Source organism: Krasilnikoviella flava (assembly GCF_900167525.1).
Taxonomy (GTDB): Bacteria; Actinomycetota; Actinomycetes; order Actinomycetales; family Cellulomonadaceae; genus Isoptericola; species Isoptericola flavus.
The window spans coordinates 640,090-664,717 of the sequence record NZ_FUZQ01000002.1; the positions used below are offsets into that span (position 1 = coordinate 640,090).

At 73.7% G+C, this 24,628-nt stretch carries 23 protein-coding genes; 19 read left to right on the top strand and 4 right to left on the bottom strand.

Translation table 11 applies throughout. The features are described 5' to 3' along the window. The first annotated feature begins 135 nt into the window (after window positions 1-135). The 11 genes from B5Y66_RS07580 to B5Y66_RS07630 all read left to right on the top strand — a co-directional run bounded on the left by B5Y66_RS07580 (window position 136) and on the right by B5Y66_RS07630 (window position 14,359). A complete protein-coding gene (locus tag B5Y66_RS07580; protein ID WP_079573008.1) occupies window positions 136-1,062 on the top strand; it encodes an ABC transporter permease in 927 nt (308 codons plus the stop codon). Then, window positions 1,055-2,032: an ABC transporter permease gene (locus tag B5Y66_RS07585; protein WP_079573010.1), complete on the top strand. Its 978-nt coding sequence runs from the start codon at window positions 1,055-1,057 to the stop codon at window positions 2,030-2,032. Before B5Y66_RS07580 ends, B5Y66_RS07585 begins: the two co-directional genes overlap by 8 nt. Continuing rightward, window positions 2,029-3,810: a dipeptide ABC transporter ATP-binding protein gene (locus B5Y66_RS07590; protein WP_079573011.1), complete on the top strand. Its 1,782-nt coding sequence runs from the start codon at window positions 2,029-2,031 to the stop codon at window positions 3,808-3,810. Before B5Y66_RS07585 ends, B5Y66_RS07590 begins: the two co-directional genes overlap by 4 nt. Window positions 3,811-3,915: 105 nt before the next feature. After that, window positions 3,916-5,643, top strand: a complete 1,728-nt coding sequence (locus tag B5Y66_RS07595) for a BCCT family transporter (protein ID WP_079573013.1) — start codon at window positions 3,916-3,918, stop codon at window positions 5,641-5,643. Window positions 5,644-5,694: 51 nt separating this feature from the next. Continuing rightward, window positions 5,695-7,605, top strand: coding sequence for a translational GTPase TypA (typA, locus tag B5Y66_RS07600; RefSeq protein ID WP_079573015.1), 1,911 nt, complete (start codon window positions 5,695-5,697; stop codon window positions 7,603-7,605). Window positions 7,606-7,617: 12 nt separating this feature from the next. Beyond that, on the top strand, window positions 7,618-8,643 hold the full coding sequence (locus tag B5Y66_RS07605; protein ID WP_079573017.1) for a PIG-L family deacetylase: 1,026 nt from the start codon (window positions 7,618-7,620) through the stop codon (window positions 8,641-8,643). A 10-nt stretch (window positions 8,644-8,653) separates the two neighbouring features. Beyond that, window positions 8,654-9,073, top strand: coding sequence for a DUF6113 family protein (locus tag B5Y66_RS07610; RefSeq protein WP_245806973.1), 420 nt, complete (start codon window positions 8,654-8,656; stop codon window positions 9,071-9,073). 215 nt (window positions 9,074-9,288) lie between these two features. After that, window positions 9,289-11,439: a VanW family protein gene (locus B5Y66_RS07615; RefSeq protein WP_079573019.1), complete on the top strand. Its 2,151-nt coding sequence runs from the start codon at window positions 9,289-9,291 to the stop codon at window positions 11,437-11,439. Beyond that, a complete protein-coding gene (locus tag B5Y66_RS07620; RefSeq protein WP_079573021.1) occupies window positions 11,439-12,341 on the top strand; it encodes an ACT domain-containing protein in 903 nt (300 codons plus the stop codon). The genes B5Y66_RS07615 and B5Y66_RS07620 overlap by 1 nt, the downstream gene beginning before the upstream one ends. A gap of 24 nt (window positions 12,342-12,365) precedes the next feature. Then, window positions 12,366-13,340, top strand: a complete 975-nt coding sequence (locus B5Y66_RS07625) for a prephenate dehydratase (RefSeq protein WP_079573023.1) — start codon at window positions 12,366-12,368, stop codon at window positions 13,338-13,340. Beyond that, window positions 13,337-14,359: a prephenate dehydrogenase gene (locus B5Y66_RS07630; protein WP_079573311.1), complete on the top strand. Its 1,023-nt coding sequence runs from the start codon at window positions 13,337-13,339 to the stop codon at window positions 14,357-14,359. The genes B5Y66_RS07625 and B5Y66_RS07630 overlap by 4 nt, the downstream gene beginning before the upstream one ends. Window positions 14,360-14,372: 13 nt before the next feature. Here the strand turns inward: B5Y66_RS07630 and B5Y66_RS07635 are convergent, their stop codons facing one another. Then, window positions 14,373-14,606, bottom strand: coding sequence for a putative acetyltransferase (locus B5Y66_RS07635; protein ID WP_139820781.1), 234 nt, complete (start codon window positions 14,604-14,606; stop codon window positions 14,373-14,375). 184 nt (window positions 14,607-14,790) lie between these two features. Here B5Y66_RS07635 and fdxA point away from each other — a divergent pair, with 184 nt between their 5' ends. The 3 genes from fdxA to B5Y66_RS07650 all read left to right on the top strand — a co-directional run bounded on the left by fdxA (window position 14,791) and on the right by B5Y66_RS07650 (window position 17,799). Further along, complete coding sequence (fdxA, locus tag B5Y66_RS07640) at window positions 14,791-15,108, top strand: ferredoxin (protein WP_079573027.1); 318 nt, start codon at window positions 14,791-14,793, stop codon at window positions 15,106-15,108. Further along, window positions 15,108-16,283 carry a succinyldiaminopimelate transaminase gene (gene dapC, locus B5Y66_RS07645; protein WP_079573029.1) on the top strand — a complete coding sequence of 392 codons (1,176 nt, stop codon included), beginning with the start codon at window positions 15,108-15,110 and terminating at the stop codon, window positions 16,281-16,283. The genes fdxA and dapC overlap by 1 nt, the downstream gene beginning before the upstream one ends. A 193-nt stretch (window positions 16,284-16,476) precedes the next feature. Beyond that, window positions 16,477-17,799, top strand: a complete 1,323-nt coding sequence (locus B5Y66_RS07650; RefSeq protein WP_079573031.1) for a citrate synthase — start codon at window positions 16,477-16,479, stop codon at window positions 17,797-17,799. A gap of 52 nt (window positions 17,800-17,851) precedes the next feature. Here the strand turns inward: B5Y66_RS07650 and B5Y66_RS07655 are convergent, their stop codons facing one another. After that, entirely contained in the window at window positions 17,852-18,757 is a 906-nt protein-coding gene (locus tag B5Y66_RS07655) for a hypothetical protein (protein ID WP_079573033.1), read from the bottom strand. Window positions 18,758-18,759: 2 nt separating this feature from the next. Beyond that, window positions 18,760-19,728, bottom strand: a complete 969-nt coding sequence (gene dapD / locus B5Y66_RS07660; protein ID WP_079573035.1) for a 2,3,4,5-tetrahydropyridine-2,6-dicarboxylate N-succinyltransferase — start codon at window positions 19,726-19,728, stop codon at window positions 18,760-18,762. 31 nt (window positions 19,729-19,759) lie between these two features. Here dapD and dapE point away from each other — a divergent pair, with 31 nt between their 5' ends. The 4 genes from dapE (at window position 19,760) to B5Y66_RS07680 (ending at window position 23,152) form a co-directional block, all read left to right on the top strand. Further along, window positions 19,760-20,965 carry a succinyl-diaminopimelate desuccinylase gene (gene dapE / locus B5Y66_RS07665; protein WP_079573037.1) on the top strand — a complete coding sequence of 402 codons (1,206 nt, stop codon included), beginning with the start codon at window positions 19,760-19,762 and terminating at the stop codon, window positions 20,963-20,965. Window positions 20,966-20,974: 9 nt separating this feature from the next. After that, window positions 20,975-21,850, top strand: coding sequence for an LOG family protein (locus B5Y66_RS07670; RefSeq protein WP_079573039.1), 876 nt, complete (start codon window positions 20,975-20,977; stop codon window positions 21,848-21,850). Beyond that, window positions 21,847-22,821 (top strand): dihydropteroate synthase, encoded by a 975-nt coding sequence (gene folP, locus B5Y66_RS07675; RefSeq protein WP_079573041.1) that lies wholly within the window; start codon window positions 21,847-21,849, stop codon window positions 22,819-22,821. The genes B5Y66_RS07670 and folP overlap by 4 nt, the downstream gene beginning before the upstream one ends. A 163-nt stretch (window positions 22,822-22,984) precedes the next feature. After that, entirely contained in the window at window positions 22,985-23,152 is a 168-nt protein-coding gene (locus B5Y66_RS07680) for a DUF3117 domain-containing protein (RefSeq protein ID WP_079573043.1), read from the top strand. A 73-nt stretch (window positions 23,153-23,225) separates the two neighbouring features. On the opposite strand, the gene B5Y66_RS07685 is transcribed toward B5Y66_RS07680, so the two are convergent. Next, a complete protein-coding gene (locus B5Y66_RS07685; RefSeq protein ID WP_281251992.1) occupies window positions 23,226-23,798 on the bottom strand; it encodes an O-methyltransferase in 573 nt (190 codons plus the stop codon). A gap of 191 nt (window positions 23,799-23,989) precedes the next feature. Between B5Y66_RS07685 and sigE the strand changes: the two genes are divergently transcribed. After that, window positions 23,990-24,619, top strand: a complete 630-nt coding sequence (gene sigE / locus B5Y66_RS07690; protein WP_079573314.1) for an RNA polymerase sigma factor SigE — start codon at window positions 23,990-23,992, stop codon at window positions 24,617-24,619. The last annotated feature ends 9 nt before the right edge of the window (window positions 24,620-24,628 follow it).

The following is a 24,628-nucleotide window of genomic DNA, read 5'->3' on the forward strand; positions in this document are numbered from 1 at the left end:
ACGTTCGGTGGGCGGGGTGTGCCGACGAGGCACGCCCTGCCCCCGATCCTGTCCTGGCAACCGTCCTGGCAACGAGGCCGGGTAACTTGAACCCGTGGCCCTGGGAACCCCGGGGCGAACGAGGAGACAACACACATGCTCTGGTATCTCGGACGCAGGCTCCTACAGGTGATCCCTGTGTTCCTGGGGGCGACGCTCCTGCTCTACGCGCTCGTGTTCCTGCGGCCCGGAGACCCCGTCGCCGGCCTGGGCGGGGAGCGCGGCCTCCCCGAGGCCGTGCAGGCCCAGATTCGCGAGCAGTACAACCTGAACGAACCGTTCATCGTGCAGTACCTGCTCTTCCTCAAGGGCGTCTTCACGCTCGACTTCGGCATCGACTTCCGTGGTCAGGAGATCATCGACGTCATCGGCGCGGCGCTGCCCGTCACGTTCCAGCTCGCGATCATGGCGCTCGTCATCGAGGCCGTCTTCGGCGTCCTCTTCGGCCTCATCGCCGGGATGCGCAAGGGCGGCTGGTTCGACGGCACCGTGCTGGTGATCAGCCTGCTGGTGATCTCCGTGCCGACCTTCGTCATCGGCTTCGTGCTGCAGTTCGTCATGGGCGTCAAGCTCGGCTGGTTCCCCGTGACCGTCGGCCGCGACCCGAACTTCTACAGCCTCCTGCTACCGGCGATCGTGCTGGCAGCGACGTCGTTCGCGTACGTGCTCCGCCTGACCCGCACCTCGGTCGCGGAGAACCTCAGCGCCGACTACGTCCGGACCGCGCGGGCCAAGGGTCTCCGTCGCTCGCAGGTCACCGGCCGCCACGTGCTGCGCAACTCCCTCATCCCCGTCGTCACGTTCCTGGGCGCCGACCTCGGCAACCTCATGGGCGGCGCCATCGTGACGGAGGGCATCTTCAACATCAACGGCGTCGGGGGGACGCTCTACCAGGCGATCATCCGCGGCGAGAACGTCACCGTCGTCTCGCTCACGACCGTGCTGGTCATCGTCTACATCCTGGCGAACCTGCTCGTCGACCTCCTCTACGCCGCCCTCGACCCGAGGATCCGTTATGCCTGAGAACCGTTACGAGACCGTGCCCGGCGGGCGGCGACCGCGCCCCGGGCAGGAGCACTTCGCCGCCGAGGTCGACGAGGGCGGCCTGGGAGCCGTCGACGCGGTCAAGTCGGACGCGGCACCCACCAGCCTGTGGCGGGACGCGTGGCTCCAGATGCGCCGCCGCCCGATGTTCTGGGTCGCGGCCACGATCATCCTGCTGGTCATCACGGTGGCGGCGTTCCCGAGCTGGTTCACGTCCGTCCACCCGCGGTTCGACTGCGAGCTGGCCAAGTCGCTCGCCGGGCCCGAGCCCGGGCACCCCTTCGGCTTCGACAAGCAGGGCTGCGACATCTACGCGCGGACCATCTACGGCGCCCGCGCGTCCGTGCTCGTGGGCGTGATGTCCACGGCGATGGTCGTGATCATCGGGACGATCATGGGCGCCGTCGCCGGCTACTACTCCGGCTGGTTCGACGTCGTCCTGTCGCGCATCACCGACATCTTCTTCGCGATCCCGCTGGTGCTGGCCGCCATCGTCATCATGTCGATCACGACGAACCGGACCAGCTTCACCGTGGCCCTGGTGCTCGCCTCCTTCGGGTGGACGTCGATCGCGCGCATCACCCGCGGCACCGTGCTGTCCGTGAAGAACAACGAGTTCGTCACGGCCGCCCGCTCGCTCGGCATGGGGCGCGGCCGGATCCTGGTGAGGCACGTGATGCCCAACTCGTCGGCGCCGATCATCGTGTACGCCACGGTCGCGCTGGGCACGTTCATCGTCGCGGAGGCGACGCTGAGCTTCCTCGGCATCGGCCTGCCGCCCAGCACCGTGTCGTGGGGCGGGGACATCGCGCAGGCCCAGCGGGCGATCCGCCAGGCCCCGGAGATCCTCTTCTACCCGGCCGCGGGCCTGGCCCTCACGGTGCTCGGCTTCATCATGATGGGCGACGTCGTGCGCGACGCCCTCGACCCGAAGGCACGGACGCGATGACGACACAGTTCCCAGTGACGAACGGCGACCTGCCCGTCGGTGAGGGCGACGGCCGCAGCTACGAGGCGGGCACCGACAAGCCCCTGCTCGAGATCAGCGACCTCCAGGTGTCGTTCACCACCTCCGAGGGCGTGGTGCACGCCGTCCGCGGCGCCGACATCACCGTGTACCCGGGCCAGTCCGTCGCGATCGTCGGCGAGTCCGGCTCCGGCAAGTCGACCACGGCGCACGCCGTGATCGACCTGCTGCCGGGCACGGGCAAGGTGACCGGCGGCAGCATCAAGTTCGACGGCCGCGAGATCGTGGGCCTGCCCCGCGCCGAGATCGAGGCGATGCGAGGCCGCGACATCGGCCTGGTCCCGCAGGACCCGATGTCCAACCTCAACCCGGTGTGGCGCATCGGCACGCAGATCGAGGAGGCCCTCAAGGCCAACGGCTTCGACGGCGGCAAGCGGGAGCGCAAGGAGCGCGTCGCGAGCCTGCTCGCCGAGGCCGGCCTGCCCGACGCCGAGCGCAGGGCGCGGCAGTACCCGCACGAGTTCTCGGGCGGCATGCGGCAGCGCTCGCTCATCGCGATCGGGCTCGCCTCGCGGCCGAAGCTCCTCATCGCGGACGAGCCGACGTCGGCCCTCGACGTCACGGTGCAGCGACAGATCCTCGACCACCTCGAGGTGCTCACGCAGGAGCTCGGCACCGCCGTCCTGTTCATCACGCACGACCTGGGGCTGGCCGCCGAGCGCGCCGAGCACCTCGTGGTGATGTTCAAGGGACGGGTGGTCGAGTCCGGCCCGGCCCGGCAGATCCTCGCGAACCCGCAGCACCCGTACACCCGGCGCCTCGTCGCCTCGGCGCCCTCGCTCGCGTCCCGCCGCATCCAGGTGGCGCACGAGCAGGGTCAGGAGTCCGACGAGCTGCTGGCGCCCGACCTCGACGCGACGGTGCCCCGCGCCGGCGTGGCCAAGGCGGCGCAGGCGGACATCGTCGTGGCGAAGAACCTCACCAAGGTCTTCAACATCCGTGGCGGCCGGCCGGGGGCGTCGACGGACTTCAAGGCCGTCGACGACGTGAGCTTCACCCTCAAGCGCGGGCACACGCTCGCGCTGGTGGGGGAGTCGGGCTCCGGCAAGTCCACGGCGGCCAACATGGTGCTCGGTCTGCTCGACGCGACGTCGGGCGTGGTCGAGTTCGACGGCACGGACATCGCGTCGCTCTCCGCCAAGGAGGCGTTCGCCTTCCGGCGGCGCATCCAGCCGGTGTTCCAGAACCCGTACGGCTCGCTCGATCCGACGTTCTCCATCTTCCGGTCGATCGAGGAGCCGCTGGCTCTGCACAAGGTCGGCGGCAAGAAGGAGCGCGAGAAGCGGGTCCGCGAGCTCCTCGACATGGTGGCGCTGCCCCAGTCGGCGATGCGGCGCTTCCCGAACGAGCTCTCCGGCGGCCAGCGCCAGCGCATCGCCATCGCGCGGGCGCTCGCGCTCCAGCCCGAGGTGATCGTGCTCGACGAGGCCGTGTCGGCCCTCGACGTGCTCGTCCAGGCGCAGATCCTCGAGCTCCTCGGGAACCTGCAGGACGAGCTCGGGCTGTCGTACCTGTTCATCACGCACGACCTCGCGGTGGTGCGGCAGATCGCCGACTCGGTGGTCGTGATGCAGACGGGCAAGGTCGTCGAGCAGGCCACCACCGACGAGGTGTTCGACAACCCGCGCCAGCAGTACACCCGCGACCTGCTCGCCGCCATCCCCGGCGCCGGGCTGGAGGGTGCCGCGATCGCGGGCTGACGCCCGGACGTACCCCGACGGGGGCCGGCGCGCGACGAGGTCGCGCGCCGGCCCCCGTCGTTCCTCCGTTTGCCGTCGGCGGGGCACGGCGTCAGGGTGAGGGGCATGTCACGGTCGTCCACGCTGGCTCGCGGGGTCTTCTATCCGGCTGCGGGCATCATCGTGCTCTTCGTGCTGTTCGCCGTCTTCGCCACGGACGCCACGACGACCGTGATGAACACGCTCCAGACCGAGGTCATCGGCGCCTTCGGCTGGTACTACGTGCTCCTCGTGGCGGCGTTCGTGATCTTCGCCGTCTGGATGGGGCTGAGCCGGTTCGGCGACATCGTGCTCGGCCCGGACGACGAGAAGCCGGACTTCAAGCTGCCGGTGTGGTTCTCGATGCTGTTCGCCACCGGCATGGGGATCGGGCTGGTCTACTACGGCGTCTCCGAGCCGCTGTCCCACTTCGTCAGCCCGAAGCCGGGCGTCACCGGGGACGACGCCATGCTCGCCCAGGCGGCGATCTCCCAGACGTACGTGCACTGGGGCTTCCACGCCTGGGCGATCTACGTGGTGGCCGGCCTCGCGCTGGCGTACGCGATCCACCGCAAGGGGCGGCCGGTGTCGATCCGCTGGGCGCTGGAGCCGTTGCTCGGCGACCGGGTGAAGGGGTGGCTGGGCAACGTCATCGACGTGGTGGCGATCATCGGCACGGTCTTCGGCGTGGCGACGTCGCTCGGGCTAGGCGTGCTGCAGGTGGCGCACGGGCTCGGCTACCTGGACGTCGTGGAGCCCAGCGTGGGCCTCGAGATCGGCCTGATCGCCGCGATCACGGCGCTCGCCGCGATGTCCGTGGCGTCGGGGCTGTCGAAGGGCATCAAGTGGTTGTCGAACGGCAACATGGTGCTCGCGGGCGTGGTGCTCGCCGTCGTCCTGGTCCTGGGCCCCACGCTGTTCCTCCTGCGCAGCTGGGTGCAGTCGTTCGGGTACTACTTCGCGAACGTCGTCCAGATGACGTTCGACACCCTGGCGTTCCGCGGGGACGAGGGACTGGCGTGGGAGTCGAGCTGGACGATCTTCTACTGGGGCTGGTGGATCTCCTGGGCGCCCTTCGTGGGCGTCTTCATCGCGCGGATCTCGCGCGGCCGCACCGTGCGCGAGTTCGTGCTCGGCACGCTCGCGGTACCGATGGCCGTCGCGACGATCTGGTTCAGCGTGTTCGGCGGTGCCGGCCTGCACCAGGAGATGACGCAGCCCGGCAGCATGCTGGACCCCGCGACCGGCGAGGTGAACACGGACACGGCGATGTTCCAGCTCTTCGCGACCCTGCCGGGCGGCGGCACGTGGCTCGCGGTCGCCGGCATCGTGCTGGTGGTCATCTTCTTCGTCACGTCGTCGGACTCCGGGTCGTTCGTCGTCGACATGCTGGCGAACGGCGGCAACCCGAACCCCCCGCTGTGGAGCCGGCTGTTCTGGGCGCTGCTCCAGGGGCTCGTCGCAGCTGCGCTGCTGCTGGCCGGCGGGCTGCAGGCGCTCCAGACGGCGGCGATCCTCATCGCCCTGCCCTTCTCCGTGGTGCTCGTCGGGATGGCGGTCTCGATCGTCAAGGAGCTCAGCGCGGAGCACCGCGAGATCGTGCGTGCGGAGCGGCGGGCGGCGCGACAGCAGCTGACGGAGCACGTCACGGAGCGGGTGGCGACCACGCTGGCGGGCCGGTGGGAGAACGTGCTGCCGCCCGCGCCGGGCGCCCTGCGGCTGCGCGTGCCGCGACGCCGGGAGGCCAAGGGGCCGCCCGGTCCGGGGCCCGATTCGGGCGCGGACGAGGAGCCTGGACCGGGGCAGGTAAGATAGAAGCGGCCCGATTGACGGGCCGCCCCCCTCCCCAGGAAATGAGACCCGTAGATGTCTGTGCGCTCCGACCTGCGCAACGTGGCGATCGTCGCCCACGTCGACCACGGCAAGACGACCCTCGTGGACGCCATGCTGCGCCAGGCAGGCGCGTTCTCCGCGCACCAGCACGTGGACGACCGCGTGATGGATTCCGGCGACCTGGAGCGCGAGAAGGGCATCACGATCCTCGCCAAGAACACCGCGGTCCGGTACGCCGGCCCGTCGGCGGCGGAGTCCGGTGAGCCCGACGGCATCACCATCAATGTCATCGACACCCCGGGCCACGCCGACTTCGGTGGCGAGGTCGAGCGCGGCCTGTCGATGGTGGACGGCGTCGTGCTGCTCGTCGACGCGTCCGAGGGGCCGCTGCCCCAGACGCGCTTCGTGCTGCGCAAGGCGCTGGCCGCGAAGCTGCCCGTGATCGTCGTCGTGAACAAGGTCGACCGTCCCGACGCCCGGATCACCGAGGTCGTGGGGGAGACCACCGACCTGCTGCTCGGCCTCGCGAGCGACCTGTCCGACGAGGTGCCCGACCTCGACCTGGACGCCATCCTCGACGTGCCGGTCGTGTACGCCTCGGCCAAGGCCGGCCGGGCGTCGATCGACCAGCCCGCCGACGGGGCGCTGCCCGCGAACGAGGACCTCGAGCCGCTGTTCGGCACGATCCTCCAGAAGATCCCGGCGCCGACCTACGAGCCGGACATGCCGCTGCAGGCCCACGTCACCAACCTCGACGCGTCGCCGTTCCTCGGCCGCCTCGCGCTGCTGCGCATCTTCAACGGGACGCTCCGCAAGGGGCAGACGGTCGCCTGGGCCCGCCACGACGGCACGCTGTCCAGCGTCCGGATCACCGAGCTGCTCGAGACGAAGGCCCTCGACCGCGTCCCGACCGAGTCCGCCGGCCCCGGCGAGATCGTCGCGGTCGCGGGCATCGCGGACATCATGATCGGCGAGACCCTCACGGACGTCGACGACCCGCGCCCGCTGCCGCTCATCACGGTGGACGACCCGGCGATCTCGATGACCGTCGGCATCAACACCTCGCCGCTGGCCGGCAAGGGCGGCAAGGGCCACAAGGTCACCGCGCGCCAGGTCAAGGACCGCCTCGACGCGGAGCTCATCGGCAACGTGTCGCTCAAGGTGCTCCCGACCGAGCGCCCGGACGCGTGGGAGGTGCAGGGCCGTGGCGAGCTGGCCCTCGCGATCCTCGTCGAGCAGATGCGCCGCGAGGGCTTCGAGCTCACGGTCGGCAAGCCGCAGGTCGTCACCAAGCAGGTCGACGGCAAGCGCCACGAGCCGATGGAGCGCATGACCATCGACGTGCCGGAGGAGTACCTCGGCGCCGTCACGCAGCTCCTCGCCCAGCGCAAGGGCCGCATGGAGACGATGAGCAACCACGGCACCGGCTGGGTGCGCATGGAGTTCATGGTCCCGGCGCGCGGGCTCATCGGCTTCCGCACGCGCTTCCTCACGGACACGCGCGGCACGGGGATCGCGGCGTCCATCTCCGAGGGGTACGAGCCGTGGCACGGCCCCATCGAGACCCGCATCAACGGTTCGCTCGTCGCGGACCGTGCCGGTGTCGTGACACCGTTCGCGATGATCAACCTGCAGGAGCGCGGCACCTTCTTCGTCGACCCCACGCAGGAGGTCTACGAGGGCATGATCGTCGGCGAGAACGCGCGCAACGAGGACATGGACGTCAACATCACCAAGGAGAAGAAGCTGACGAACATGCGTGCCGCCTCGAGCGACACGTTCGAGAACCTCACGCCGCCGAAGCACCTGACGCTCGAGGAGTCCCTCGAGTTCGCGCGCGAGGACGAGTGCGTCGAGGTGACGCCGCAGGTCGTGCGGATCCGCAAGGTCGAGCTCGACGCCACGTCGCGCGCCCGGACGGTGGCGCGGGCCAAGCGCGGCTGAGGTCGCCGGACCGTGACCCGACCCGCGTCGCCGGGGCTCGCCGACGGGTTGCTCGCGGTGCACGCGCACCCGGACGACGAGACGCTCGCGACGGGTGCGCTGCTCGCCTCGAGGGCGGCCGCCGGGCGGCCGGTCACCGTGGTGACCTGCACGCGCGGCGAGCGCGGCGAGGTCATCGACACGCCGTCGCACCCCACGGGGCTCGCACGCCTCGAGGGCGACGGCCCCGCGCTCGCCGCGCACCGCGAGACGGAGCTGGCGGCGGCCGTGGCGGCGCTCGGCGGCTCCCCGGGCGTCGTCGGTCACGCCTTCCTCGACACGGTCGGCGTGCCGGGCGCGGACACAGGGCCGCGGTTCGAGGACTCCGGGATGGCGTGGGTCGCGCCGGGGATCGCCGGTCCGGCGGACGACGCCCCGACGACGGCGTTCGCGCGCGTCCCGCTCGAGGACGCCGCGGCGCGCCTGGCGGCGCTGGTGCGCACCCTGCGCCCCGCCGTCGTCGCGACCTACGAGGAGCGGGGCGGGTACGGGCACCCGGACCACGTGCGCGTGCACGGCGTCGTGGTGCGGGCCCTGAGCCTCGCCGCGGACCCCGGCGCACCGCTGCCGGGCGAGCCCTGGGGCGGGGCCGAGCTCTGGCAGGCGGTGGCGCCCTCGGCCGCGCTGCGCGCCGGCCGCCGCGCGCTGGCCGCCGCACCCGAGGCTGCGGCCCTCGCCGCCCGCGCCGGGCTGACGTTCCCGGACGCGGACGAGCCGCTTCCCCCGCTCGCGACGCACGACGCCGCGCTGGCCGGCGACGACCCGGCCGACGTCGCCGTCCGGACGGTCGACGTCGCGCCGGTGCTCGACCGGGTGCTCGCCGCGATGGGGGCGCACGCCACCCAGGTGCAGCACGCGACCCGGGCGTCGGCGGCGTCCGGGGGCGAGGAGCTGCTCGGCTGGTACGCCCTGAGCAACGAGGTGCTCGCCCCCGTCCTGGCGCGCGAGCACTATCTCGTGTCACGGCCCGTCGTGCCCCGCCCCGAGGCGCGCCGGTAGGCTCGCCGCGATGACCATGCCCGAGCACGCGACCTCCTCCTCGGCCCCCACCGCCCCGGCCGGTGGCGGCCGGTGGTGGCGCTCCGCCGTGCGCACGGTGCTCGCCGTCGCGCTCGGGGCCGTCGTCGGCGTCCTCGGCACGGTCGCGCACCGCACGCAGTGGCAGGACCTTCCGGTCGGCATCGTCCTGGCGCTCGCGATCACGCTGTCCACGGCGGTGCTCTGCCGCGCGTGGTCGGGCATGGGCCCGCTGCTGGCGGCCGGTGCCGGGTGGGTGGTGGCGGTGCAGGTGCTGGCCGTCGCGGGCCCGGGCGGGGACGTGCTGGTGCCCGCGCAGCCCGTGGGCCTGGTGTGGACCTACGGCGGCCTCGCGATGTTCCTGGTCGCGGCGTTCCTGCCCCGGTCGTGGTTCAGCGACCGGCCGCGCTGAGGGCGCTCCCGGCGGGCGTCTGTGAGCGTCCCGTGCCCGCTGCCGGGCCCTGCGTGACGAACCTGTGCGAACCGCCGTCCGATATGGCGCTTTCACCCGGACTTGCGCGGAGCCGGCCGGTGCCGCCCGAGTAGGATCCCCCAGGCGGGTCCGCCCCGCGTCACCTGTCCTTCCGGGGCGTCGTCCCCGCACCCACCACCCCTGACGGAGCATGCATGGGTCACCCGACCGAGCGCGATCCGGACCCCACCGGGTCCGCCGCCGAGCCCGCGCGCCCCGAGGCCGACGCGACGGCCGGGCCGGACACCGCCGAGCAGGTGACCGCCGACGCGACCGCCGGAGCGAGCGCGCAGCAGCCGTCGGCCGAGCCTGCGGACCCGGCCGACGAGCCGGACGTGCCCTACGAGCCGCGGGTGCGGCTGTACGAGCAGCGCGTCATCGCCACGGTGCCGGCGCCGTCGTCGGGGCCGGCGACGCAGGCGCTGCCCGCCGTGGTGGCGTCGGCGCCCAACGGTGCGCCCTTCGGCGCGCCCGGCGAGGCGCCCCTCGTCGATCCCGTCGTGCCGCCGCCCGCGGAGCCTGGCTCGCCGCTGGACGGGCTGGCCGGGGACGGCGCTCCCAGCCGCGCGCCGAAGGTCGCGCTGTGGGCCGGCGTCGGGCTCGTCGTCGTCGCGGGCCTGTACGCGGGCGCGCAGTGGGCCGTCGCGGGCACGGTGCCGAAGGGCACGAGCGTCGCGGGCGTCGAGATCGGCGGGATGGACGCCGGGCCCGCCGTCGCGGCGCTCGACGACGGTCTGGGGCCGCGCGCGACCGAGCCGGTCGCCGTGCAGGCGGGCGAGGCCTCCAGCACGATCGACCCGGCCGAGGCCGGACTGTCGTTCGACGCGCAGGCGACGGTCGACGGGCTGACCGGGTTCTCCCTGAACCCGGCGCACCTGTGGGAGCACCTGGTGGGTGGCGACGAGGTGCCGCCCGTCGTCGACGTCTCGCGCCCGACCCTCACGGAGGCGGTCTCCGGCCTGGAGGAGTCGCTCCAGGTCGAGCCGGTGGACGGCACGGTCGGGTTCAAGGGCGGCAAGGCCGTGGCCACCGAGGCCGTCGAGGGCTCCAGCGTGCTGGTGGACGACGCGGTGGACACCGTGGCGGCGGCCTGGCTCGTCACCACGGGCCCGGTCGACCTGCCGACCGAGGTCGTGGAGCCGGCGGTCACGCAGGCGGAGACCGACGCCGCGCTGGAGCAGGCCGAGCAGGTGGTGAGCGCCCCCGTCACGGTGGACGTCGGCGAGCAGTCCGCGGAGCTGACGCCGAGGGCCCTCGCCAAGGCGACGTCCTTCAAGAACGCCGACGGCGAGCTCAAGGTGCGGTTCGACGGCGAGAAGCTGGTCTCCGACGTGGTGGACGACACCGACGACCTCCTCACCGAGCCGGACGACGCGCACTTCGTCTTCTCCGGCGGCAAGCCGGTCGTGGAGGGTGGGGAGCAGGGCACGACCCTCGACCCGGACGACACGGCGGCGGCGGTCGGCGACGCCGCGCTCTCCGCGGACGACCGTTCGACAGAGCTGAAGCTGGTCGAGCGCGAGCCGGAGCGCACCAAGGAGGCCCTCGAGGACATGGGGGTCAAGGAGGTCGTCTCGGAGTTCTCGACCCCGCTGACGAGCGAGCCGATCCGCACCAGGAACCTCGAGCGCGGCGCGCAGCTCGTCACCGGCACCCTCGTGGCGCCGGGGGAGACGTTCTCGCTGCTCGACACCCTGTCGCCGATCGACGAGTCGAACGGCTTCGTCGCGGCGGGGGTCGTGAGCAACGGCGTGCACACGGACGCCGTGGGTGGCGGCCTGTCGCAGATGGCCACCACCACGTACAACGCCGGGTACTTCGCCGGGTTCGACGACGCCGGGCACCAGCCGCACAGCTACTGGTTCGACCGGTACCCGGCGGGGCGCGAGGCGACCATCTACGTGGGCGCCATCGACATGAAGTTCACCAACGACACCCCGTACGGCGCCGTGCTGCAGTCGTGGGTCTCGGGCGGGCGGCTGCACGTCCAGGTCTGGTCGACCGACTACTACGACGTCGAGACGCGTGCCGGCGACAAGCAGAACGTGGTCCCGGCCACGGCGGTGCACAAGACGGGGGGCGACTGCGTGGCGTACCCCGGCGGCAGCGACGGGTTCACGATCACCAACTACCGCCAGGTCTCCCACGACGGCAAGCAGGTCAAGGACGAGTCGAAGACCTGGACCTACAAGCCGGACAACCCCGTCGTGTGCGACCAGCCGAAGGCCGACCGCGACGACGAACGCCAGCCCAAGGACGCCGGCGACGACGACGCCGGCGACGACGGGAAGGCCAAGGAGGACTGATGCTCGGACGCTCGGAACGCGAGTCCCCGGCGCACGCCGCGCAGGCGGCCCACGACGCGGGGTGGTCGGGCGTCGCCGCCAGTTCGGCGGTGGCCACGGCCGTGGCGGACGAGTCGACCGAGCTGCTGGACCTCGGCACGACGTCGGACACGCTCGCCACCGTCGCGACGATCGACGACCTCGCGGCGGTGGTGCACCTGGGTCACCCGGAGCAGCCGTCACCGGCGCTCGAGGAGGCGCTGCTCGCCGGCGATCCGTCGCTCATCGTCACCGCGGCCGTCGCCGTCGCGCCGCAGTGGGTGTGGGTGGCCCCGCCGGGCGCCTCGGGCGGCCAGGTGGTCATCGACGAGGCGGGCATGCGGGACTGCCAGGACCTGCTGCGCGGCATGGGCGTGAGCCCTCGGCTCGTCCCGACGCGGACGTCGGTCGACGAGCGCGTCGCGCTGGCGGGCCAGGCGGGCTCGATCGTGGTCGAGCGGTCCCGGGTGCCCGCCGGGTGGGTCGAGGTCCCCGGCAGCGGGCGCCTCGCCGGCCGGCTGCCGGTCTGGTACGGGCTGTTGGAGGCACGCGCCGCCTGGCCGCGGTTCGACGCGCCCGCGCAGGTGTGGCTCGCCGTCGGGCCGTCGGACGACCACCGTGGGTCGCTGCAGCACACGCTGGCCGTGCTCTCGGCGGCGGGCGTGGACCTGCAGCACCTGCGCAGCCACCCGTCCGCCGGTGGGCCGCACGTGTTCTTCACGTCGTTCCGCTGCCCGTCGGTCGACGTGCTGGACGGGCTCGTGGCCGAGCTCGACGGGCGCGGCGTCGCGCACCGCACGCTCGCGGTGCTGCCCGGCGCCGGCTTCGTGCCGGGCCCCGTGCCGCTGGCGCCGCGGTGGGCCGACCGCCCGGCCGGTGCGTGAGGGCGAGGGGATGAGGACGACGGCATGAAGATCGCGTACCTCGGGCCGGAAGGCACGTTCACCCACGAGGCCGTGCGCCGGTGGGCACGTGACGCCGGCAGCCCTCCCGACGTGGAGCAGGCGCCCCTGGCCACGGTCCGGGACGTGCACGACGCCGTCGCGTCGGGTGCCGCGGACCGCGGGGTGGTGGCGATCGAGAGCTCCGTCGAGGGCTACGTCGTGCCGTCGCTCGACGCGCTGGTCGGCAGCCCCGACGTCGTGGCGGTCGACGAGGTGGTGCTCGACATCTCGTTCGACGCGTTCGTCCGCCCGGGGCACGCCGACGGTGCAGGCGCCGCGGGACTGCGGGAGGCGACGGCCCACCCGCACGGCCTGGCGCAGTGCACGCGGTTCGTCGCCGAGCGCCACCTGCTGCCCGTGCCGGCGTCGTCGAACGCCGCGGCGTGCCGCGACCTGGCCGACCACCAGGTCGCCTTCGGGCCCCGGCTGTGCGGCGAGCTGTACGGGCTGGAGACCCTCGCGACCGGGGTGGAGGACTTCACCGGGGCGCGCACCCGGTTCGTCGTGCTGAGCCGCCGCGACGACGCGGTCGCCGCGTGGGCGCCGGTGCGCACCGCGTCCGCGGGTGCCGGCCGCGACGGGTGGCGCACCATGCTCGCGGTGACCCCGGTGGTGACAGGGCCGGGCGTGCTGGCGCGCGTCACGGCGGAGTTCGCCGAGCGCGGCGTCAACATGTCGAGCCTCGTGGAGCGGCCGCTGAAGGTGCGCGAGCGCCAGTACGTCTTCGTCGTGACGCTCGACGGCGCCCCCTGGGAGCCGCAGGTGCGCGACCTGTTCGCCGCGCTGCTCGGCGCGGGGGACTCGCTCAAGGTGCTCGGCGCGTTCCCCGTGGCGCCCGGCGGGCCCGGCCTGGACGGTGTGCTGCCCGACCACGTGCCGACGGGCAGCGTCCTCGGCCAGGACGACGACGCGACGCTCGCGCGGGGCCTGCTGTGGTGAGCCGTGCGACGGACGCGGGGCGGGTCGCCGTCGTCGGCCTGGGTCTGGTCGGCGGCTCGCTCACGCGGCTGCTGGCCGCCCGCGGCGCGGACGTCGTCGCGACCGACACCCACCCGGGCGCCCGGTCCGACGCCCGCGCCGTCGGGCTGCGCGTCACGGACGACCTGGCCGCACTGTGCGCCACGGAGCCGGACCTGGTGGTGCTGGCCGTCCCGCTGCGCGCGGTGCGCGCCACGGCCGCCGAGCTCGCGCCGCTGCTGGCCGGCAGTGACGCGACCCTGAGCGACGTCGGCTCGGTCAAGGGGCCCGTCCGCGCCGCCGTCGGGGCGGCGGGCCTGGCCGACCGCTACGTGGGGGCCCACCCCATGGCCGGCACCGAGCACAGCGGCTTCGCCGCGTCCGACGCGGCGCTGCTGGACGGTGCGCCGTGGGCGGTCACCGTGGCCGCGCCGGGCACGGCCGCGCCCGGCGAGCCGGCGCGGCTGGCGAGGGTGCTGCGGCTGGTCACCGGTCCGTTGGGCGGCACGGCCGCCGTCGTGACCGACGACCGGCACGACGAGGCGGCGGCCCTGGTCAGCCACGTACCGCACGTGCTGGCCACCCAGCTCCTCAACGCGGTGGCGGGCGCCCCGGTCCGTGACCTGGCCCTCGGCCTCGCGGCGGGCAGCTTCCGCGACGGCACCCGGGTCGCGCTCACCGACCCCGCCCGCACGGAGGCGATGGTCACGGAGAACGCGGCGTGGGTCGCGCCCGCGCTGCGCAAGGCGGTGCGCGACCTCGAGGTGGTCATCGGCGCCCTGGAGACCAACGGCTCGCTGCACGACGTCTTCCACGCGGCGGACGAGGTCCGCGAGCTGCGCGCCGGGGCGCGCGCCCGCTCCGGCGGGCCGGACGAGGACCTGCCGGTCGGCGGCGCCTGGACGGCCGGTCTCGTCGACGACCTCGTCGCGCGCTGCACCGCGGGCGCCGTCGTCGTGCGCGCCGACGACGACGTGGTCCGGGTCCGCGCGCCGCGCTGAGTGGGTAGCCCGCTCAGTCCTCGCCGGGCCGCCCCCGCCGCGGGCGCCGCGGGGGGATCGGCTTGACGGCCTCGACGTCGCCGGCGGCCACGGTGACCTCCGGCAGGCCGGGCGTCCGGTCGGGGCGCACGCGCAGCCCGGCGTCGTCGACGGCTGTGAGGCTCCCCACGACGTCGGCCCACCGGGCGCCGCTCTCCGCCGCCTCCTCGGCAGACAGCCGCCGCCGCACGACGACGCGCGTGCCCACCGGCACACGGAGCCAGGGAGGCGGGGGTACGGCAGGTGGGACGGCTGACGGCGGAGGCACCACGTCAGCGATACTAGAGTTGGCTGCGCGGGCCTCGCGCCCGCGCCCGTGTCGCCGAAGAAGCATCGAGACCCGCAGCCCGCCCGTCGGGCCCGCGTCCTCGTCACCTGGAAGGTAGCCCGCAGTGACCTACGTGATCGCTCAGCCGTGCGTCGACGTCAAGGACAAGGCGTGCATCGAGGAGTGTCCCGTGGACTGCATCTACGAGGGCTCGCGGTCGCTGTACATCCACCCGGACGAGTGTGTCGACTGCGGTGCGTGCGAGCCGGTGTGCCCGGTCGAGGCCATCTACTACGAGGACGACGTCCCCGAGCAGTGGAAGGACTACTACCGCGCGAACGTCGAGTTCTTCGACGACCTCGGCTCGCCCGGCGGCGCCGCGAAGATGGGGCTCATCGAGAAGGACGACCCCATGATCTCCGCCCTGCCGCCGCAGGCCTGATGGGCTTCGCGGACCTCGACGGCCTGCCCTATCCCTGGGACACGCTCGAGGACGTGCGGGCGACCGCCCGCGCCCACCCCGGCGGCGTCGTCGACCTGTCGATCGGCACGCCCGTCGACCCGACCCCGCGGGTCGTCCGCGAGGCGCTCTCCGCGGCGTCGGACGCCCACGGCTACCCGCTGACGCATGGCACCCCCGGGCTCCGGGAGGCCGTGGTGGCCTGGTTCGCCCGCCGCCGCGGGGTGCCTGGTCTCGACCCGGCCGCCGTGCTGCCCACCGTCGGCTCCAAGGAGCTGGTCGGCCTGCTGCCGTCGCTGCTGCGCCTGGGGCCGGGCGACGTCGTCGTGCACCCCGCGGTCGCGTACCCGACGTACGACGTGGGGGCGCGCCTGGCCGGCGCGATGCCGCTGGCCACGGACGACGTCGATGCCTGGGCCGGCCGTCGCGACGTGCGGCTCGTGTGGGTCAACTCGCCGGGCAACCCGACGGGGGAGGTCGCCGACGTCGCGCACCTGCGCCGTGTCGTGGAGGCGGCCCGGGAGATCGGCGCCGTCGTCGTCGGCGACGAGTGCTACGCGGAGCTGCCGTGGGCCGACGCCTGGGTGGGTCCGGACGGCGTCTCGCGGGTGCCGAGCCTGCTCGACCCGCGCGTCACGGGCGGCGACCCGGCGGGGCTGCTCGTGGCCTACTCGCTGTCCAAGCAGTCCAACATGGCCGGGTACCGCGCCGCGTTCGTCGCCGGCGACCCCGCGCTGGTGGCGGGGCTGCTGGCCACGCGCAAGCACCTCGGCATGATCGTGCCCGCGCCCGTCCAGGCCGCGATGACCGCGGCGCTGGGTGACGACACCCACGTCACGGCGCAGCGGGAGGTCTACCGCCGCCGCCGCGACGCGCTGTCCGGCGCGCTCGAGGCGGCGGGGTTCGTCGTGGACGGGTCCGAGGCCGGCCTCTACCTGTGGGGGCGCCCCGCGGAGGGAGCGCCGGAGGGCGCCACCGGGCCGGGGCCGCAGGTCGGGGCGTCGTCGCGCGACCTCGCGGCGTGGTTCGCCCGCCGGGGGATCCTGGTCGGGCCGGGGGAGTTCTACGGCGTCGCGGGCCGGCGGCACGTCCGAGTGGCGCTCACCGCACCCGACGATTCCGTGGCGGAGGCTGTGGCGCGCATCACCACCGCGTGACGGCCTGGATGGCTGCCGCAGGGCAGGGGATTGGATCACCTTGGTGTTCGGATGTAGGTTCGACCGCAGGCCGAGGTAGCCCTGGAGGATGCCACGGCCGGCGTGCCCCGGGCCGCCCCCGTCCCAGAGTCACGAGTCACGCGCCCACCGGTCCCGTCGTCGGGAGTCGGCCGGCCCGTCACGGAAGGAAGTCATGACGTCCACCACGCCTGCCGCAGGCACCACGGGCGACGCCGCCACGGTGGAGCTCGTCGTCGACGGCACCGCCCGCCAGCTGCCCGTCGTCCCGGCCACGGAGGGCAACGACGGCATCGTCGTGTCGTCCCTGCTCAGGGACACCGGCCTCGTCACGGTCGACCCCGGCTTCACCAACACCGCGTCCTGCCAGTCGGAGATCACGTACATCGACGGCGACCAGGGGATCCTGCGCTACCGCGGGTACCCGATCGAGCAGCTCGCGGACTCGTCCACCTTCCTCGAGGTGGCCTACCTGCTCATCCACGGCGAGCTGCCCTCGCCGACGGAGCTCGCCGCGTTCGAGGAGCGGGTCAACCGCCACACGCTGGTGCCCGAGGGCTTCCGCGCCTTCCTGTCGTCGTTCCCGCGCGGCGGCCACCCGATGTCGATCCTGGCCTCGGCGGTCAATGCGCTCGCGACGTACTACCCCGAGTCGCTGGACCCGCACGACCCGGAGGCCGTCGAGCTCGCCACCGTGCTGATCCTCGCCAAGATCCGCACCATCACGTCGTACCTGCACCGCGCGACGCGCGACGAGCCGCTCATGTACCCGGACTACGCCCGCGGGTACGTGGACGACTTCCTGCGCATGACGTTCTCCCGGCCGTACGAGCAGTGGGAGTCCGACCCGGTGCTCGTGTCCGCCATGGACAAGCTCCTCATCCTGCACGCCGACCACGAGCAGAACTGCTCCACGTCCACCGTGCGCATCGTCGGCTCGTCGAACGCGACCCTGTACGCGTCCGTCGCCGCCGGCATCAACGCGCTCTCGGGCCCGTCGCACGGCGGCGCCAACGAGGCCGTGCTGACCATGCTCGAGAGCATCCGCAGCGGCGACGACTCCGTCGAGACCTTCATGAAGAAGGTCAAGAACAAGGAGGCCGGCGTCCGCCTCATGGGCTTCGGGCACCGTGTCTACAAGAGCTACGACCCGCGCGCCGCGATCGTCAAGAAGCACGCGGACGCCGTGCTCGACCAGCTCGGCGCCAAGGACGAGCTGCTCGACATCGCGCGCGGGCTCGAGGAGATCGCGCTGTCGGACGACTACTTCGTCGAGCGCAAGCTCTACCCGAACGTCGACTTCTACACGGGTCTGATCTACAAGGCCATGGGCTTCTCCCCGGCCATGTTCACGCCGCTGTTCGCGCTCGGCCGGATGCCCGGCTGGATCGCCCAGTGGCGCGAGATGATGAACGACCCGCAGACCAAGATCGGCCGCCCACGGCAGGTCTACACCGGCCCGACCGAGCGGGACTACGTGCCGCTCGCGCAGCGCTGAGGCACCAGCTCCACCACCACCGCCGCCGACCGTCGGCCCGCGGCCAGGGCGATCACTGCAGGACGATCGCGACCTGGCCCTCGGGCCGGCGGTCGGCGTCGTCGTCCACGACGGACCACGTGCCGTGCTCCCGCGACCACGTCCGCGCGCCCGCGCGCACCTCCTCGGCCCCGGTCACGGAGGCCGTCGCCACCGCCCAGTGGGCCACGGCCCAGGTGGCGAGCTCGCCCGCGAGCGGCAGGGCGGTCGCGTCGACGACGACGGCGTTCGTGGCCTCGTCGCCGGCGTCGGCACGCAGGGCGTCGCCGGGCAGCCCGAGATCGCGCGCCGCACGCTCGACCAGCACGTCGCGGGCGGTGGACCCGGCGGGGGCGGCTTCCGACTCCGACGGCGGGAGCTCGCAGGTGATCGCCCCGGGGGAATGGCCGGTGAGCGCCGACGCCCACGCCCGCGACCGCGTCTCGTGCTGGGCGTACGCCTCCGGGAAGGCGGAGCGCTGCACGGCCTGCGCGGCCACGGTGACCTCTAGTTCCTCGTAGCCCTCGACCTCGACGAGACCGTCGTAGAACTTCCCCGTCGAGTAGACCGGGTCCATGATCTCGTCCACGGTGCCCCAGCCCTGCGACGGCCGCTGCTGGAACAGCCCGACGGAGTCCCGGTCGCCGTAGTCGATGTTGATCAGCCGCGACTCCTGCAGGGCGGTCGCGAGCCCGATGGTGGCCGCCCGGCCGGGCAGCCCGCGCTGCACCGTCGTCCCGACGACGAGAGCCGCGTTCTGGGCCTGGTCCGGCGTGAGGTACCACGACGTGCCGTCGAGCTCCGCGGCGCACCGCTGGACCGAGGGCGTGTCGACCCGGTCGAGGAACCAGACGACGCCGGCCGTGGCGCCGGCGCCGACGACGAGGACCGCGGCGAGGGCCGCGCCGGTCGCCCGCCGTCGGCGTCGGCGTCCGGACATCCTCAGTTGGCGTGCAGCGCGGCGTTGAGCTCGATGCCCACGCCGCCCCGCTCCAGCACCTCGACCGTGCCGGTGCGCGAGTTGCGCCGGAACAGCAGGTTGTCGCGACCGGCCAGGTCGCGGGCCTTGACCACCAGCGGGTCGCCGTCCGCGCCCATCTCGCCGAGCACCGTGACCTTGGTGCCGGCGGTGAGGTACAGGCCGGCCTCCACCACGCAGTCGTCGCCCAGCGGGATGCCGAGGCCGGCGTTCGCGCCGAGCAGCGACCGCTCGCCCACGCGGATGACCTCCTTGCCGCCCCCGGACAGCGTGCCCATGATCGAGGCCCCGCCGCCCACGTCCGACCCGTCGCCGACGACGACGCCGGCGGAGATCCGGCCCTCGACCATCGACGCGCCGAGCGTGCCGGCGTTGAAGTTCACGAAGCCCTCGTGCATGACGGTGGTGCCGGACGCGAGGTGCGCGCCGAGGCGCACGCGGTCGGCGTCGGCGATGCGCACGCCGGCGGGCAGCACGTAGTCGACCATGCGGGGGAACTTGTCGATCCCGTACACGGTGACGGCGCGCCCGGTGTCGGCGCGCAGGCGCAGGCGGGTGGCCTCGAAGCCCTCCACGGCGCACGGGCCGTGCGACGTCCACGCCACGTTGGTCAGCACGCCGAACAGGCCGTCCAGGTTGAGGCCGTGCGGCTGGACCAGCCGGTGCGAGAGCAGGTGCAGGCGCAGGTAGGCGTCGGCGGTGTCCTGCGGGGCGGCGTCCAGGTCGATCACCGTGCGCACGACGACGACGTCCACCCGCCGCGCGTCGTCCCGCTCCGTGAGGGCGTCGAGCTCGGCCGGGATGTCGACGTCGGACTCCGGCGGCGCGCCCAGGACGGGGGCGGGGTACCAGACGTCGAGCGTGGTGCCGTCGTCGGCGACCGTGGCGAGACCGAGGCCCCAGGCGGGGCGGGAGGTGGCAGGCGTCGTCATGCGGACCAGCGTAGTCGGGGTGTCTGCCACGATGGTGCGCGTGACCACGGAACGCACAGCCCCTTCGCCGGACCCCCTCCTCGGTGCCCTCCTCGACCCCGCGACGATCGCGTCGTCCGACCTCGTGGACCTGCTCGCGGCGGTGTGCGACGTCCCGTCGGTCTCCGGTGACGAGGCGGCGCTCGCGGACGCCGTCGAGCGCGTGCTGCGGGCGCAGCCGCACCTGGAGGTGCTGCGCGACGGCGACTCCCTCGTCGCCCGCACGCGCCTGGGTCGCGACCGGCGGGTGGTGCTCGCCGGGCACCTCGACACGGTGCCGCTGACGGACCCGCCGAACCTCCCGACGCGACTCGAGACCGCCCCCGACGGCACGGTCGAGATGTGGGGCCGCGGCACGGTGGACATGAAGGGCGGCGTGGCGATCATGCTGGCGCTCGCCGTCGAGCTGGGTCGCCCGGGCCGCGAGCCCGCCCACGACCTCACGTACGTGTTCTACGACCACGAGGAGGTCGAGGCGTCGCTCAGCGGGCTGGGCCGCCTCGTGCGCCACCACCCCGAGGCGCTCGCGGGGGACTTCGCGATCCTCGGCGAGTCCAGCAACAACGGCATCGAGGGCGGCTGCAACGGGACGCTGCGCATCGAGGTGCGCACCCACGGCGTGGCCGCGCACTCGGCGCGCGCCTGGTCCGGGGTGAACGCGATCCACGCGGCCGCGCCGGTGCTCGCGCGCCTCGCCGCGTACGAGGCGCGGGAGGTCGAGGTCGACGGGCTGGTCTACCGCGAGAGCCTGGGCGCCGTCGGCATCCGCGGGGGGATCGCGGGCAACGTCGTGCCCGACGCGTGCACGGTCACCGTGAACTACCGCTTCGCGCCGTCGCAGGGCGTGGCGGAGGCGGAGGCCCACGTGCGCGAGCTCTTCGAGGGCTTCGAGGTGGTCGTCACGGACGCGGCGCCGGGCGCGCGCCCCGGGCTCGACGACCCGCTGGTGGCCGACTTCGCCGCAGCGGTGCACGCCGCCACCGGCACCGAGCCGCGGCCCAAGTACGGCTGGACCGACGTGGCGCGGTTCGCCGAGCTCGGTGTCCCGGCGGTGAACTTCGGGCCGGGGGACCCGGTGCTGGCGCACAAGGACGACGAGCGCCTGCCCGTCGCGCGGCTCGCGACCGGCCGCGACGCCCTGCGGGCCTGGCTGCTCGGCGCGGCAGGGTCGCGGGCCGCGCAGGCACCGGACGCTTAGGCTCGTGGCATGACGCGAACGACGACGACCCCCGGAGGTCCAGGAGCAGGCGACCGTGGCGACGACGGGGTGCCGGAGAAGGGCCGCGGCTACCGCAAGGGGCCGGTGCTGCTGCGGGGCAAGGAGATCCCCGCCCAGACCACCGACCAGCGGCTCCTCGCCGCCGGCGGCGACTCCGACTGGGTGCACTCCGACCCGTGGCGCGTGATGCGCATCCAGTCCGAGTTCGTCGAGGGCTTCGGCGCCCTCGCCGAGGTGGGGCCCGCCGTGTCCGTCTTCGGCTCGGCGCGCACGCGGGGCGACCATCCCGACTACGCGCAGGCCGTCGAGGTGGGCCGGCTGCTGGCGGATGCCGGGTACGCGGTCATGACCGGCGGCGGCCCGGGGATCATGGAGGCGGCGAACAACGGTGCGCACCAGGCGGGCGGTACCTCGATCGGGCTCGGCATCGAGCTGCCCTTCGAGCAGGGCATGAACGAGTTCGTGAACCTGGGCGTGAACTTCCGCTACTTCTTCGCCCGCAAGACGATGTTCGTCAAGTACGCGCAGGGCTTCATCGTCCTGCCGGGAGGCTTCGGCACGTTCGACGAGCTGTTCGAGGCCCTCACCCTCGTGCAGACGCACAAGGTGACGGAGTTCCCGATCGTCCTGGTCGGCTCCGACTACTGGGGCGGCCTGCTCGAGTGGCTGCGCACCGCGGTGGCGGACCGCGGCATGATCGGCCGCGCCGACCTCGACCTGCTCCACATCACCGACTCGCCGGCCGAGGCCGTGGCGTACGTCATCGAGCGCGGCCGCGCGCTCGCCGCCTCGGAGCGGGAGGCGCTGGACGAGCTCGTGGAGGACCAGCAGGACGCGGCGGGCACGGCGGCCGACGGCTCGTGACGGACCTCGACCCGTCCGCGCCCGGGGTGCCTCCGGCGGGGACGTCCCTGGTGCTGCGTGGGCGCGAGGTCGGCCGCGGGACGGATGGCGTGCTGCGTCCCGTGGTCATGGCGATCGTCAACCGCACCACCGACTCGTTCTACGCCCCGGCGCGCCGGCCGGACGAGGGCGCGGCGCTCGCCGCGGCGCACCAGGCGTGGTCCGACGGCGCGCAGATCCTCGACGTCGGCGGGGTGCGGGCAGGCGTCGGCCCGGAGGTCGACGAGGCCGAGGAGATCGGCCGGGTGGTCCCGTTCGTCGCGCGGGTGCGCGAGGAACTGCCGGACCTGCTGGTGTCCGTCGACACGTGGCGCGCCCGCGTCGCCCGGGAGGTCGTCGCCGCGGGGGCGGACCTGGTGAACGACACGTGGGCGGGGCACGACCCCGAGCTGGTCGAGGTGGCCGGGGCGGCCGGCGTCGGCGTCGTGTGCTCCCACACGGGCGGCGCCGTGCCGCGCACCGACCCCTACCGCGTCGAGTACCCGCCCGGTGACCTGCCCGGTGCGGGCGGGTCGCAGCCCGCCGACCCGCGCGACGGCGTCCTGGACGACGTCGTCGCGACGCTGCGGGCGTCCGCCGCGCGGGCCGTCGCGTGCGGCGTGCCGCCGCGGTCGGTGCTGGTGGACCCCACGCACGACTTCGGCAAGAACACGTGGCAGTCGTTGCACCTGCTGCGCCGCACCCAGGCGCTCGCCGGGCTGGGGCATCCCTTGCTCATGGCGCTGAGCCGCAAGGACTTCGTGGGGGAGACGCTGGGGCTCGGCCCCGACGACCGGCTCGAGGGAACCCTCGCCGCGACGGCTCTGGCCGCCTGGCAGGGGGCGAGCGTCTTCCGGGCGCACGACGTCGTCGCCACCCGGCGGGTGCTCGACCTGGTCGCCGCCGTCCGCGACGAGGCCCCGCCACGCGCCGCCCTGCGTGGTCTGGCCTGATGCTCCCCGGTCTCGCCTGTCGGCCGCTGACGTCCGGGGTGTGGAAGTTGGGGGCGGGTTCTGAACTAGAATGGTGGAGCGCGCCTCGACCCGCTCCCGCCGACCGGTGGGCCGCGGGCGGAGGCGAGGCCGAGGAACCGGACAACGGAATGGAGAGCCACAGATGGCTGCGATGAAGCCGCGGACGGGCGACGGGCCGCTGGAGGTCACCAAGGAAGGACGCGGCATCGTCATGCGGGTCCCGCTCGAGGGTGGCGGCCGTCTGGTCGTGGAGCTGAACGCCACCGAGGCGACCGAGCTGGGCGAGGCACTCCAGGCCGTCGTCTCCTGACGACGGACGACGAAAGACACGCGACGAGCGCGGGGCAGGCGCCCCGCGCTCGTCGCGTGTCAGGGCGGGTCGCTCAGCGCCGCACCGCGAGCAGCAGCCCGTCCCCGGAGGGCGCCAGGGCGGACAGCACGCGCTCGTCGGCACGCAGCGACCGGCCGACGTCGCGCACGACGGTGGTCACCTCGTCGCGTCGCGCCGGGTCGGGCACGCGCCCGCCGTGCAGGGCGCCGTCGACCGCGAGCACACCACCCGGCCGCAGCAGCCGCAGCCCGGCCTCCACGTACTCGGGGTAGGCGTGCGGGTCGGACCCCACGAGCACGAGGTCGTAGGCGCCGTCGGTGAGCCGGGGCAGCACGTCGGCCGGACGACCGGGGATGGTCCGGGTGCGGGCCGGCGGGATCCCCGCCTCGGCGAACGCGCGCTTGGCGGCGCGCTGGTGCTCCAGCTCGGCGTCGATCGTCGTGAGGACGCCGTCGGCCGGCATCCCGCGCAGCAGCCAGAGGGCGGCGACGCCGGTTCCGGTGCCGACCTCGACGACGGCCCGCGCGCCGAGCGACGCGGCCACGACCTGCAGCAGGGCCCCCGTCCCGGGGGAGGAGGCCTGGCAGCCGAGCTCGGCCGCGCGCTCTCGGGCACGCAGCAGCACCTCGTCCTCGGGGACGAAGGCCTCGCTGTAGGCCCAGGCTGCGGTGCGACCGCTGCGGGCGTCGACGTCGGTGCTGATGGCGGTCCTCCACGGCGGGGTCGCCGGCGGGCGGCCGGCGCGGGTGATGCTGCGGTGATCGTACGCGGGAACGTCGCGGCGTGCCCGGACGTTGCCGTGGGACGATGGTGATGATGACGACCCACCCTGTTCCCGCGCCGGACGCGCCCGAGGCCCGTGTCGAGGCGGCCCCGAGCGTGCCCGACGCCGCCGCCTGGACGCCCCCGTCGTGGGACGCGATCGTGCGCGAGCACTCGGCGCGCGTGTACCGCCTGGCCTACCGGCTCAGCGGGAACCGCCAGGACGCCGAGGACCTCACGCAGGAGACGTTCCTGCGCGTCTTCCGCTCCTTGTCCAGCTACACGCCCGGCACGTTCGAGGGCTGGCTGCACCGCATCACGACCAACCTCTTCCTCGACCAGGTACGGCGGCGCAAGCGCATCCGCATGGAGGCGATGGGCGACGACGCCGCGCGCGTCGCCGCTCCGGAGGATCACGGGCGCCCCGAGCGCGGCTTCGAGCACGCCAACCTCGACCACGACGTGCAGGCCGCCCTGGACGCCCTGCGCCCTGAGTACCGCGCGGCTGTCGTGCTGTGCGACATCGAGGGTCTGAGCTACGAGGAGATCGCCGTCACGCTGGGGATCAAGCTCGGCACGGTCCGCTCCCGCATCCACCGGGCTCGCGCGCAGCTCCGTGACGCGCTGGAGCACCGTCGCGCGGAGGTGACGGCGCGGGGCGCGAGCGACGGGGCTGCGTCGTGACGGGATACG